Annotated in this window: 13 protein-coding genes and 1 pseudogene; 7 read left to right on the plus strand and 7 right to left on the minus strand. The window is 68.5% G+C overall.

The window, feature by feature from the left end; all coding sequences use genetic code 11:
* Positions 1-388: 388 nt before the first annotated feature.
* The 5 genes from IPI43_32485 to IPI43_32505 all read left to right on the plus strand — a co-directional run bounded on the left by IPI43_32485 (position 389) and on the right by IPI43_32505 (position 5,023).
* On the plus strand, positions 389-1,108 hold the full coding sequence (locus IPI43_32485) for a hypothetical protein (GenBank protein ID MBK7778779.1): 720 nt from the start codon (positions 389-391) through the stop codon (positions 1,106-1,108).
* A gap of 618 nt (positions 1,109-1,726) precedes the next feature.
* Positions 1,727-2,398: a GH3 auxin-responsive promoter family protein gene (locus IPI43_32490; protein ID MBK7778780.1), complete on the plus strand. Its 672-nt coding sequence runs from the start codon at positions 1,727-1,729 to the stop codon at positions 2,396-2,398.
* A 54-nt stretch (positions 2,399-2,452) separates the two neighbouring features.
* Positions 2,453-2,950 (plus strand): hypothetical protein, encoded by a 498-nt coding sequence (locus tag IPI43_32495; protein ID MBK7778781.1) that lies wholly within the window; start codon positions 2,453-2,455, stop codon positions 2,948-2,950.
* 155 nt (positions 2,951-3,105) lie between these two features.
* Positions 3,106-4,602 (plus strand): hypothetical protein, encoded by a 1,497-nt coding sequence (locus IPI43_32500; GenBank protein ID MBK7778782.1) that lies wholly within the window; start codon positions 3,106-3,108, stop codon positions 4,600-4,602.
* A 73-nt stretch (positions 4,603-4,675) separates the two neighbouring features.
* Positions 4,676-5,023, plus strand: coding sequence for a hypothetical protein (locus tag IPI43_32505; GenBank protein ID MBK7778783.1), 348 nt, complete (start codon positions 4,676-4,678; stop codon positions 5,021-5,023).
* Between the two features lie 7 nt (positions 5,024-5,030).
* On the opposite strand, the gene IPI43_32510 is transcribed toward IPI43_32505, so the two are convergent.
* From IPI43_32510 to IPI43_32530, 5 genes are all read right to left on the minus strand, one after another.
* Positions 5,031-5,468, minus strand: a complete 438-nt coding sequence (locus IPI43_32510; GenBank protein ID MBK7778784.1) for a hypothetical protein — start codon at positions 5,466-5,468, stop codon at positions 5,031-5,033.
* Between the two features lie 338 nt (positions 5,469-5,806).
* Positions 5,807-6,043 (minus strand): hypothetical protein, encoded by a 237-nt coding sequence (locus IPI43_32515; protein MBK7778785.1) that lies wholly within the window; start codon positions 6,041-6,043, stop codon positions 5,807-5,809.
* Positions 6,040-6,915, minus strand: coding sequence for a hypothetical protein (locus IPI43_32520; protein MBK7778786.1), 876 nt, complete (start codon positions 6,913-6,915; stop codon positions 6,040-6,042). The genes IPI43_32515 and IPI43_32520 overlap by 4 nt, the downstream gene beginning before the upstream one ends.
* 157 nt (positions 6,916-7,072) lie before the next feature.
* Positions 7,073-7,717: a DUF615 domain-containing protein gene (locus IPI43_32525; GenBank protein MBK7778787.1), complete on the minus strand. Its 645-nt coding sequence runs from the start codon at positions 7,715-7,717 to the stop codon at positions 7,073-7,075.
* 23 nt (positions 7,718-7,740) lie between these two features.
* Complete coding sequence (locus IPI43_32530; GenBank protein ID MBK7778788.1) at positions 7,741-8,190, minus strand: rhodanese-like domain-containing protein; 450 nt, start codon at positions 8,188-8,190, stop codon at positions 7,741-7,743.
* Between the two features lie 108 nt (positions 8,191-8,298).
* On the opposite strand from IPI43_32530, the gene IPI43_32535 reads away from it, so the two are divergent.
* Positions 8,299-9,318, plus strand: a complete 1,020-nt coding sequence (locus tag IPI43_32535) for an LLM class flavin-dependent oxidoreductase (protein ID MBK7778789.1) — start codon at positions 8,299-8,301, stop codon at positions 9,316-9,318.
* A gap of 606 nt (positions 9,319-9,924) precedes the next feature.
* On the opposite strand, the gene IPI43_32540 is transcribed toward IPI43_32535, so the two are convergent.
* Entirely contained in the window at positions 9,925-10,344 is a 420-nt protein-coding gene (locus tag IPI43_32540) for a hypothetical protein (GenBank protein MBK7778790.1), read from the minus strand.
* A 123-nt stretch (positions 10,345-10,467) separates the two neighbouring features.
* On the minus strand, positions 10,468-10,980 hold the full coding sequence (locus tag IPI43_32545; protein ID MBK7778791.1) for a hypothetical protein: 513 nt from the start codon (positions 10,978-10,980) through the stop codon (positions 10,468-10,470).
* Between the two features lie 684 nt (positions 10,981-11,664).
* Here IPI43_32545 and IPI43_32550 point away from each other — a divergent pair.
* Positions 11,665-11,851, plus strand: a pseudogene (locus tag IPI43_32550) (hypothetical protein).

Raw genomic sequence — 11,851 nt, forward strand, 5'->3', positions numbered from 1 at the left:
TTCTCGATCCGGTTTGGCCCATGAACCCCGTCATTTTGCGATGTGCGAAGGGTGCACATGCGAACTCAAATGCTGTAACACGGTCATGGGTGTCTCTCCCCGTCACTGAGCGCCGTGGCTTCTACGGTCAATTACATGGTTATGACGCGGTAGTAGCAGACGTTGTAGACGGCTGGCGAAAGCTTTACCGACAAGTAACTTGAATTTATTGACAAGATGTTTGTAGAAAGTTTTTCGCAAATAATCCAATCACAATTCGAAACTTGCTGTTGTACACGGTTGCCAGATTGGAAGGAATCAGGTGCCCCCGTGAACCACGAATCCCCCCTCGCCCCCTCACCGCGCGCTTCCGGCGCGTGGAATCCATCTCCCCATCGAGCTGACGCAGATGCATGCGCTCTTCTCGCGCTTCTACGAAAACGCGGACCTCACGACGTTCATCAAGGACCTCTCCGAGAAGTCAGGCGTGATCATGGTGCGTGGAAGAACAAGGCCGCGACCATCCGCGGCTTCAGCACCATCAAGCAGGTCGAAGACCGACGACGACGGACGCCCGGCCATCGGCGTCTTCAGCGGCGACACCATCCTGCACCCCGACTACTGGGGTGACCGCGCGCTCAAGGACGGCTTCGTTCGGTACATGCTGGGCGTGAAGGCCCGCATGCCCCACACCCATCTACTGGCTGCCCCGATCTCGAGGGGCTACAAGACCTACCTGCTGCGAACAGCTTCTCGTCACGTACTACCCGACGGGCGAGACGAAACCCTCGGACCCGCGCCTGCGCGGCATCGTGGACCAGTACTGCCGGCAGCTCTTCCGCGCGCTTACAACCCCACCAAGGGCATCTTGGACTTCGGGAGGGTTCGCAGTGCCTGCGTGACCCGGTGGCGCCCATCACCGAGAGCTGCGCGCCGGAACCCGACCATCGCGTTCTTCGAAGACCGCAACCCCGAGTGGCACCGCGGCGTGGAGCTGCCCTGTGTGGGCGAGGTCTCGCTGAACCTGCTGTGGCCCTACCTGGCAAGGAGTCGTCGCGCGTACGCAACTCGGCGCCGCCCCGGAACCTTGGCCACCGAGCTGGGCGAGCGCATGCCCTCGCTGGCTTGACCTCGCGCGGCAGCTCCGCGGGCGCACCGACGACGCCGTTCGCTGGAGGACCGCGCAGGAAAGGACCAGCTGCGACCCTTCGCGCATCCGGGGCCGGCGCGCGCCCGTCTGTGCGTGGGGCGCGCGGCGCTTCGACGACGCTCTCCACGACGTCGAGCGCACGCAGCGCGCGACGCTGGCCCGCCAGCTGGAGCACTTCAGCGGCTCGCTCAGGCCAAGCGCCTGGGGCTCACGCGCAACATGAGCGCCGGCGTTCCCGCGACCTCATCACGGCGCTGCGCTCATGGTCCGACGTGGGGCGCTGGTCACGCGTCCAGCGCGCCGGCGAAGAGCGCATGCTCACGCGTGAGCACTAAGGCGCTACCAGCCCACCAGCGGGTCGAGCTCGCCGTGTGAAGTGGGTGCCCCACGCCCGGCTTCCTGGCCGACCTCGACGCCGCCACGCCTGGGGTGGCGGACCTCTACCACCGTGCCGGGTGTGCGCGCCGGGCGGCCTCTACTGGTCGCTCTCGTGGATCCCCACGGAGCTGCGCGCCGATACGCCGAGCAACGGTTTGAACGACGACACGCAGCTGCTCTCGTGCCAGGAGAAGCGACCGCCGCGGCGCTCATGGCCCCGTGCGCGCTGGGTGGCCTTCGCCGAGTCTTCCGGACGACTCGCTGTTCGCCACGCTCGCCTGGCTGCTCGCCGCGCGTGACCTGTCGTTGATCTCGGTGTGGAGCCCCACGTTCGCGCTGAACCTCTTCGAGGGGCTCGAGCGCCACCGCACGGAGCTATGCGACACGCTCGTGCAGGGCGCTGGCAGCGCAGCGGTCTGCCGGGAGGCGCCGCCGCGTGCCCCGGGTCGCCGCCATCCTGCGCAGCTACCCCGGCCCGCCACGCCCGAGCTGCTGCGCGTACTCTGGCCGTCGCTCTCGCTGATCAGCGCGTGGGACACCTCGTCGTCGGCGAGCTGGGCCCGCAGGCTACAGGCGCTCGCCCCACGCGCACTTCCGGGCAGAGGGTCTGTGGGCCACCGAGGGCGTGGTCACCATCCCCTCCGGGGTAAGCACGTGCTGGCGTCGCGCAGCCACTTCTACGAGTTCGTGGACCTCGCCACCGAGCGCTCGCACTTCGCGTGGGAGCTGCGCGAGGGCCAGGAGGTGCGCCCACTGCTCACCACCGGCGCGGGACTCCTGCGCTACGGGCTGCGCGACCGCTTGAAGGTGCGTGGCTTCGTGGGGAGCACGCCGTGCCTCGAGTTCCAGGGACGCATGGACGACGCACCGACATGGTGGGCGAGAAGCTGAGCCCGGACGGCCGCGCGCGCTGAGGCTCACTCGAGCCGATGGGCGACTGCAGTCATGGACGTAACGAGTTTTCTTGCGCAGTTCCCCGACGCGCGCTGGGCGACGCCCAACGACAACGCCACCATCCTGGAGCTCTACCGACGGCTGAGCATGCAGGGCGGCGCGTTCAACATCACGTTCGTGAAGGACCCGGACTACTTCCGCTTCCTGCGTTACGAGGGCCCCGAGCACCACGTGCTGCTCGTCGAGAATAGCGACGGCGTCGCCGAGGGCATGGCCACGCTGGTGATGCGTCCGAGCTACGTGGGTGACCAGGTCGAGTGGGTGGGCCACTGGTCGGATCTGCGCTTCATCCGCGGCCGCGACCGCCGCTCAAGTTCGACTGGAAGGTCTTCATGGCCGCCATCTGCGACCACGGCCACGAGATCGAGGGCTGGCACGGCTGCAAGCACTGGCTCGGGTCGTTCGTCATGGCCAACGACCGCGCTCGCGCCGGCGTTCACCGCCAGGAGACGCCGTTCGACCTCACGCCCGTGGCGTCGTATCAGATGATCCAGCCTGCTGGCGCACCGCGCCTTCGGGCGCGGCAAGCTGCGGCAGCTGAAGCAGGGCATGCCGGACGTGAGCGTGCGCGTGGCGCGCACGGAGGACATCGGCCGCCTGCGCGCGTTCTTGAACACGCAGAACCGCGAGCGCGCGCTCGGCTCGTGTACGAGGGGCGAGCACGACGAGCTGAACCGGCGTCTGCAGAGCTGGGACGACTTCTCCATCGAAGCTTCTACCTGGCGAGCGACGCCAACGGCACGCTGGTGGGATGCCTCGCGCCCTGCGACCTGTCGCCCGGTCGGCGCATCGTGGTGGACGACTTCCCCACCGCCATGCGCGTGGCCGCGGGCCTGGCGCGTGGGCTCGGCAAGAGCGTTCCGCAGCCCGGCGAGGAGCTGCGCATCCTCTACCTGACCACACAGGAGATCGACCACACGCTGCCGACCAGCGGGCGACGCGCCGTGTTCGCGGCCCTGCTGGAGGCGCTCTACGCCGACCCGCGCGTGGCCGACTACCACATGGTGGCCATGACCGACTACGACCGCGAGAGCATGCTCGACGTGATCGAGCCGGCCTTCTTCCCAGAAGACGCCCACCCTGCTCTACGCGATGACCACGCCCAGGACGCACGAGCCCGTGAACGAGGCGCACCTCCGGGTGCATGCAGGACACGAGATGTGTCTCACCTGATCCCACTCAACCGCTCCGAGCGCGCGTATGCCGCGCTCGAGGGCGTGGCGGGGTCCGTCTCGCAGGTCTACGAGATGACCTTCGAGCGGCCGCTCGACGCGACGAAGCTGCGCACCTGCGTGCGCGCGCTGATCACCGCCTTCCCACGCACCCGCACACGCCTGGTCGCTGGGACGCTCAGCACGTGCCTCGAGGTGCTGGACAACACCGACCCGCTCCTCGAGCCCCTGTTCGACGAGGTCTTCGGCGTGGTCCACGGCGTGGCCGCCAACGAAGAGCGGCTACACGAGTACCGCAACGCCCTCTTGGCGGAGCCCTTCGCGCTCGGGCGCAGCCTGCCTGTGCGCTTTCGCTTCGCCGACCACCCCACGCGGCCCACGCTCTTCATGATCGTGCACCACCTGGTGTGCGACGGGCGCGGCATGATCCAGATGATCGACGCGCTGCTGGGCGCGCTGGCTGGGAAGCCGATCGAGCCCGTGGCCATCGACCGGCCGTTCATGCGCGCCGCGCTGTGGCCGAAGGGCGTGATGGCGCGCCTGCGCGCCGCGATGATCGACTGGCGCCGCATGCGGGCCCAGAAGGCGGCCGCGCGCTCCGTGACGCTGATCGACCCGCTCGCGCCGCTGTCCGCGTTCACCGCGCCGCGCGTGCTGCGCCATACGCCCAAGCTCTCCGTGAAGAAGCTGGTCGCCGCCGCGAAGGCGCAGGACACCAGCCTGAACGCGCTCACCCTCGCGGCTGTCACCCTGGTGCTGGCGCGTCGCGCGGGGGCGGCCGAGACCGTGGATACACGCGAGGTCGCCGTGCGCATCTCCGTGGACGTCCGGCCTTACTTCGATCCCCCGCGACCCAACGCGTTCGGCAACTTCGTCGCCAGCTTCATGGTCCGCTCCACACGCTTCTCCGACACGGCCGCCTTGCTCGCCGACGTGGGCGCTCAGCTGAAGGAGGGCGTGCGGCGCTAAAGACCACGAGCGCGGCTTCGGGCTGCTACTCGACGAGATCGGCACCTGGATCGGGCTGCGACTCTATTCCGTCGTGGCACGCCGCCTGAAGACGCGCGGCAAGCTCACGCCCATGAGCGCGCACTACTCTACCGTGGGCAGCGTGGACTTCTTCGCGCGGCACGACGTGGGCCTGTGCGAATTCGCCGGCTTTGCCCCCAACACCGGCCTGTTCGTCACCAGCGTGAGCTTTCGTGACGAGCTGCGCATGGGCATCATCTACCCGGCCGGTGGCCTCACCACGGCCGAGGTGAAGACGCTCGCCGTGGAGCTCGAAGACGCGCTCGCGGAGCTGGGCCAGACGCCAGCCACGGCCGCGGTCGCTGCCACCGTGTCGGACATGGCGCCGCGCCCCGCGCCCGCGGTGGCCCTGAGCGCCTGAGCCGCCATTAGAAGCAGACCCACAAGCTCCAGGCATCGAGCCCCACGGAGGTCTGGTGGGTCTCACCCTCGATCTCGACAGCCAGCTCTCCACACAGCCGTGGATACGGGGAGGTGCCGCCGCCTTCTTCCCCGAACTGACCCTCGTACGTGCAAGGTAGCGGGTTCATCGGATCGGCGGCGAGGGTGAGCCGGCAGGTGCGTGGAAGCGAGGTCTGGCCGGCGTCCTCGAAGGTCAGCGCGAGCCAGCCCAACGGGTTCCCGTCCACGTCCAAGAGCTCGACGGTGACCGTGCCTCCGTCGCAGTCACCCCAGCCGTTGGCGGACGTGCACGCCTGCGTGACGCCGAGCACAGCTCCCTCCGCGGAGGAGGCGCTCAGCGAGAACGCCTCCGCACGTGCGCTGGTATCGCTGCAGGGGGAGTTGGGGTCCGGGCCGGGATCCATGGGACCGCATTGCCGTAGGTTCTCGTACTCGACGACGCGTCCATCCTGGCACTCGTAGCCTTCGTCGCCGCACATGCCGTCCACCCAGCTCGTGAACAGGACTGCGCATCGCCCCTCGAAGGAACAGGATGCTCCAACGGGGATGACCGGCATAAACGTACAGGCTTCGATGAGCAGGTCTGCGTCCGCAGGGGATCCGTGGTGAGCTTCGGCGCAGCTCGCGGGATGTGGCCATGGTGAAGCCGACCAGCAGCGCCGTGCGGCCGACTCGCGCGTGATCTTCGGGGCTCGCCTTCATGTCGCCTCCTGCATGCCCCAGCATAGCTCCCGAAGGCGAGTTAGAGCCAGCCCTGGACCTGCGCGGTGAGCGCGTGGGCGCTCGGCGCCGGAGCGAACGTGGACGCCGAGCCGAGATCCGTGAAGGTGTAGCGCAGGTTCAGCTTCGCGTGGTTGCCGAGAGCGTAGAGCGCCACAAGGCCTTCGATGGTCCGCTGATAGTCGTTGCCCAGCGCCGCGTTGGGGTCCAGCACCGACGCGCGCAAGCCGAGCTGCAAGCGGTCGGGGACGACGGTCACGCCCACCTGGGCGTACGCTCCACGACGCTGCAGGGTGCGCCCCTCCTGCCACCCGAGGTACGCCTCGGCCAGCAGGATGAAGGGACCTGCCACGAAGGTGGCGTCGCCGCCCACCACCGCGTCTCCATCCGGCACGAGGTCCACATACAGGCCCGCGGCGAAGCAAAGCCTGCAGGGGCGTGGCCCGAGAGGGTCTGCGTCGTGTCGTAGGGCACGGCGCCGAGGGGCATGAGCTCCACGCGACTCACCAGAGTGAGCCCCGCGCCGCTGTTCGCGGGCACGTTGATGCCGTTGCCGTTCACCAGCGCGACGTAGTAGGCGAGCCGCCCGTCCACGAAGCTGCCGCGCACCATGCCACCCACGTCACGTCCCTCGCGGAAGGCCACGGACACGATCGAGAAGTCTGGGAACATCATCACGGGGATGGGCGTCATGAACTCGTGCGAGGCCGGTGTGATGAACTGGCCCACGGTCACGGAGAACGCCGGGTGCAGGGTCAGTGTGAGCTCGGCGTCGAGGATGCGGCCGTGGTCACCCGCCAGCTCGGGCTGGATGAACACGCCCACCAAGCCATCGAAGAAGCTGCCGCGCACGCTGGGGCGCAGCATGGTCAGCTGGAAGGTCGACGCGTGCTGGGCGTCCTCACGCGTGTGCACGAAGCGGAACTGGCTGAGCACGCGGAACGCGACCGAGTGGGGCCCCGCCGTGATGCGCAGGCCGTCGCGAAACTCTACGCGCGGCGTGGTGTCCTCTTCAGCTTCCTCTTCGAGGGCAGGTGGCGCAGCAGGCGCCGCAGGCGCGACCCCCGCGCTGCCAGCAGGGCCCTGGGCCGCGAGCGGCGCGGCGGCGGGCGTGACCAGGAGGATGAGCAAGAGCGACGCGCGGCGCAGCAGAGACGAGGCGGAAGCATGTGGGTGAGCCCCCAAAGCAAGCTCCGGACCAGCCACGACGAGCCCTGATTCTGGGCTCATTCGGCGGTCAGGCGGGAGGGTCGCCGGGTCAAAACGACCAGGCCCCCGCGCGCGTGGGTCAGTCCGACTCGTCGTCGCTTTCGTCGTCGTCCCCGTGGTCCGCGGCGTCGTCTCCCTCCAGCGGGCGCAACGCGGTGGGACGCGGGTCGGCCTCCGCGATGCGCTCGCGGATGTACTGGTAGAGCGCCCGCCGCTTGGCCGAGGCGCTCTTGCCGCGCGCAGCCTGGTCCTCGGTGTCGCCGGCCTCCTTGGACGCCCCGCGCACCAGCTGCCGCAGCGTCTGACGCTCGGCCGTGGGGTACGTGGTCAGGAACTCTTCGCTGCCCTCGTCCACACGGCGCGCGTCCATGAGGCGGTCGCGCCAGCGCTCGATGAGCTGGGCACGCGCCAGGGACACGGGGCTGGACGGGTCCAGCAGGGCCACCGCGTGCGCGAGCGCCTTGCCGTCATAGGAGCGCAGCTGCCGCGCCACGAAGCGCCGCTGACGAACGTGGGCCCCCTTGCTGGCGCCGGCCAGCTCGCGGAGCGCCTGCTCGAGCGCGTCCGGGAGCTCCAGCTTCGCACGCACGGCGGGCGTCATGGCCGCCAGCGCCAGGCCGAGGCTCGCCATCTCGGACGTGACCTCGTGCTGCTCCTTGCGGCGTGCGCCCCGAGACGGAACTCCCTCGTAGGGGTCCGGCGCCTCGGGATCGGTGGAATGCATTCGACGCGCCATGGCGATGTCCTTCAGAGGTCCCAGTTGGTCTTGGCGCCCAGCACGAACGCACGATATCCCGCCGCGCGGAGCCGAGCGCCAGCGCGCGGGCTGGCCCCGCCGCCCAGGCAGTAGACGACGATGTCGCGGTCGCGCGGCAGCTCACCCAGGCGAGCATCCAGCTCGCTGAGCGGGATGTGCGTGCGGCCCTCGATGAGCGAGCGGTCAGCCCGCGCGTGCGGTGTGACGTCCAGCAGGACGGCGCCGTTGGCGACCATGGCGCGCGCCTCGGCGCCCGTGACGCGCGGCGCATCAGGGAGGGCTTCGCCGCCGCTGGTGGCTGCGCCCTCGTCGTCCTCGGCCTCGGTGCTGCCGCTGCCGCCGCAGCCGGCGAGCACGCCGAGCGCCGCGCACAGCACGACCGCGCTCAGGCCATGGCGACGGGTGGGAAGGACACGCAGCCCTCGAGGAAGCCAGTTCATGGCCCCCAGTGTCCCCCACTCGGGGGCCAAGTCCAGCCCGCTTTGCGCAAGGTCGATTCGATCCTATACGTCGCGAGCCCCCCGTTACCCGCGCCCGAGAGAGAAACCATGCAGAACCGCACCGGCCTGATCGCCTTCTGGAAAGGCTACGACCGCAAGCTCTACCTGAAAGGCCGCCATCTGGCCGACCGCCTGGGGTACGACTCCTTCTGGTTGCCCGAGGTGTGGGGCTACGAGAGCTTCCAGCTGCTCGCCGAGATCGCCATCCACACCAAGCGCATCAAGCTGGGCACGGGCATCATCAACGTGTTCAGCCGCTCCCCCGCGCTCATCGCCATGAGCGTGGCCACGCTCGACGAGATCTCGAACGGCCGCGTCATCCTGGGCATCGGCACCAGCGGCAAGCGCGTCATCGAGGGCTTCCACGCGCGCGAGTTCAAGGCGCCGCTCACGCAGACCCGCGACGTCATCCGCGTCACGCGCGCGCTGCTGGACGGAACGCCGCTCGACCAGGCGGGCGCCAAGATCGGCGAGTACCGCAAGTTCACGTTGGACAACAAGCCCGTGCGGCGTCGCGTGCCCATCTACGTGGCCGCGCTCAAGGAGCAGGCCATCCGCAGCATCGGTGAGATGGCGGACGGCTGGATGCCCATCTTCTGGCCCTACACCGAGCTGTCGCGCGGGCACGAGTGGATCGCGCAGGGCGCGCTCAAGGCCGGCCGCAACCCGAGCGAGATCATCACGGCGCCGTTCACCACGGCCATCCCGCTCACGGGCCGCATGGCCTCCGACAAGGCGCGCGACATCATCTCGTTCTACATCGGCGGCATGGGCGAGTACTACAAGGAGATGCTCACGGGCATGGGCTACGCCGAGGAGTGCGAGCGCATCGACCGGCTGTACAAGGACCCGGCCACGCGCGCGCAGGCGAAGGACGCCGTGACGCCCGAGCTGGTGGACGCGCTCACCGTCAGCGGCAACCCGCTGCACTGCATCCGCGAGCTGCGCCGGCGGCGCGACTTCGGGCAAGACCTGCCCATCATCAACCTGCCGCCGAACATGCCGTGGCCCGCGCTCGCCGCGTTCATCCCACCATGGCGCCGCGTCGCTTCCCTGAGCGGCACGTGATGTAAGGTCGAGGGATGTCGACCTTCTGGATCGTCGTGCCGGTGCTCTCCGCCCTCGTGGTGGCCGCGCTGGCGCTGCTGGTCCTGTGGAAGGTGCTCCTCGGCAAGCCCACCATCGCCAGCGTGGCGGTGCAGGCCGGCACACTGTTCGTGCTCGCGGTCCCGGCGTCCCCCAAGCGGCGCGAGCTGTGGATTCGCTACAAGCTCACCCTCACGGTGCCACCGGCGGCGTGGCCAGTCAGTCTCGCCCGGGAGCTTCTACGGCGTCACCCTGCGCCTCGAGCACGCCGGCGTCGCGCTTCCTGGGACGCGGCGGCCTGGCCCCCACAGACGCGGAGCACTTCATCGTCGACTACATGTATTCGTTCCAGGGCAGCGCCCCGAACCAGACGTTGGCCACCACGGTGAAGGTGATGGACCTGGCCGGGAGACCAGAAACCACGGTGTCAGGCGTCAACGAGCTGGCCCCCGCGAACACGCTGCTCCGAAACCCGCGTCTGAGCGACGGGCTGATGATCCGACACATCTCGCCAGGGGGCCAATTCGCTTTTCAGCAAACCACAATGGCACCCACGGCTGAAAGCCGTGGGTGCCAAAAGCAGCTCGGTTACACGTCGAAGAACTTGTGGATGTCCTTGGCCCTCGCGTGCGCGTCATGGCGCCCTAGCGCCACGAGGCGGGTCGCGAACTCCCCATCGAAGAGCACGAACGACAGCAGGTCGGCCTGGAAGCCCGGCTCGAGCGCGAGGTCGCCCGAGAAGAGGTGCGGTGAGATGTGCATCATGCGCAGCTCGATAGCGCCGCCGCCATGCGGCCGATGTCCTCGGAGGGATGGGTTTGGCGCTCCACCTTCTTGTAGGAGCGCCCCGCGCAAACTCCTGGATGACGTTCTGGACCGCTCCATTTCGCCGTCGCAGAGCACCTCTTCCAGCGTGTCGATCATGCGGTTGAAGCGGTCCAGCACCTGCAAGTCGTAGTTCCGCAGGTCCAGCAGGAGCGCGTCGAGGATCTTGCCGATCAGGAACACCGGGTTCGGGTGACCTGCGAAAGCCAGCTCCGCGCGACCCGGCGTCGGGCTTGGTCTCGCTGCGCAGCGGATGATGACCAAGCGCTCGGCGCCGCAACCCGGATAGCCGGCGCGATGGGCGTGTTAAAGCGCAGGCCTCCCGTCGCAAGTGGCGGCCGTCGATCTCGCCGGGAAGATGAGCGGGATAAGCCGGCTGGCTCCAGCACGTGGCGCGCGAAGTCGATGCGCGTGGGGCGAGCGCGCCGCCGCAGGTCGCTTCGAAGGTGGCGAAGTGCGCTCCAGAAGCCTCCGCGAAGACATGGTGGTGATGCCGTCTTCCACGCCGAGCGAGGCGACTACCAGCGCGCGGACCACGCCGGTGTCCACGTTGTGGTGCAGCTGCTTGTAGGGGATGGCGCGCGCCACCAGCTCTTCGAGGGCGCGCGGGTCCAGCAGCGAGCGGCCCACGCGGCCCACCTCGTCGCCACGCAGCTTGGACAGCCAAAGGGCGTAGGCGGCGCCCGGCCAAGATGCCCATGGGGTCCAGGCGCAGGTGCTTGCGCAGCCGCATTTTCCCACTCGGCCCACCCGGCCGCTGATGTCCATGTCCGGGCGGTGCGCGTGCGACGCGAGCCAGGCGCTGTTGATGGCGCCCACCGGGTGCCGTGAAGATCTCGAAGGGTGCCCGCTCGACCTACGAAGGCCGCAGGACGTCCATGATCAGCCACGACGCCCCCCTCGTAGGCGCCGCGCGCCTGTTCCGCCGCCGGAGAAGCACGATGCCTGTGCCCGAGTGCATGTCGTTGCCTTCGCCCGAAACGCGGGCAAAGGGAATTAAGACTGATCCGGAGACTCAAACCATTGAGAATTTACATGAGAAAGGCCGATTCCCGCTGGTCGCTGGGGCGGAGCGGATCGTGTTTTGCTGGCGGCCGATGCCGATCGCGGTCCCGGTTCCCGCCCCCAGGCTAAGTGGGCGGCACGTTTCTACGCGCTTCGCCGTGATCTCATGCCGGTCGCTCGGTAATAAGCCGCTCCCCGCACGTGATGCGGGCTTTGGAGGAAGAATGTCCCGCTACACCGGACCGCGCGTAAAGAAGATGCGCGCCTGAACCTCGACCTTCCCGGTCTCACTCACCAAAGAGCATGTGGGACCGCCCGTTCCCGCCAGCGTGCACGGTGCGAAGAACGTTCGTCGCCGCAAAGATGAGCGACTACAAGAAGCAGCTGCTCGAAGAAGCAAGAAGCTCCGCCTGAACTACGGTCTGACCGAGCGTCAGTTCCGTCGCCTTACTCTACAAGGAGGCCGTCACGAGCCGTGATGACCCGAGCGGTGACAAGCTGCTCAGGTTCCTCCGAGCGTCACCTCGACAACGCGTGGTCTTCCACGCCGGCTTCGCGCCGACCATCCCGGCGGCCCGTCGGCTCATCAACCACGGCCACTTCCAGATCAACGGGAAGCGCGTGGACATCGCGAGCTACCGCGCGTGAAGCCGGGCGAGGTCATCTCGCTCCGCGCGCAGCCAGG

This window comes from Sandaracinaceae bacterium (assembly GCA_016706685.1).
Lineage (GTDB): Bacteria > Myxococcota_A > Polyangia > Polyangiales > Houyiibacteriaceae > JADJJE01.

Coding starts and splice junctions, on each gene's coding strand:
- IPI43_32485 (MBK7778779.1), top strand. CDS start 389: ATGCATGCGCTCTTCTCGCGCTTCTACGAAAACGCGGACCTCACGACG.
- IPI43_32495 (MBK7778781.1), top strand. CDS start 2,453: ATGGACGTAACGAGTTTTCTTGCGCAGTTCCCCGACGCGCGCTGGGCG.
- IPI43_32510 (MBK7778784.1), bottom strand. CDS start 5,468: ATGGATCCCGGCCCGGACCCCAACTCCCCCTGCAGCGATACCAGCGCA.
- IPI43_32525 (MBK7778787.1), bottom strand. CDS start 7,717: ATGCATTCCACCGATCCCGAGGCGCCGGACCCCTACGAGGGAGTTCCG.
- IPI43_32530 (MBK7778788.1), bottom strand. CDS start 8,190: ATGAACTGGCTTCCTCGAGGGCTGCGTGTCCTTCCCACCCGTCGCCAT.
- IPI43_32535 (MBK7778789.1), top strand. CDS start 8,299: ATGCAGAACCGCACCGGCCTGATCGCCTTCTGGAAAGGCTACGACCGC.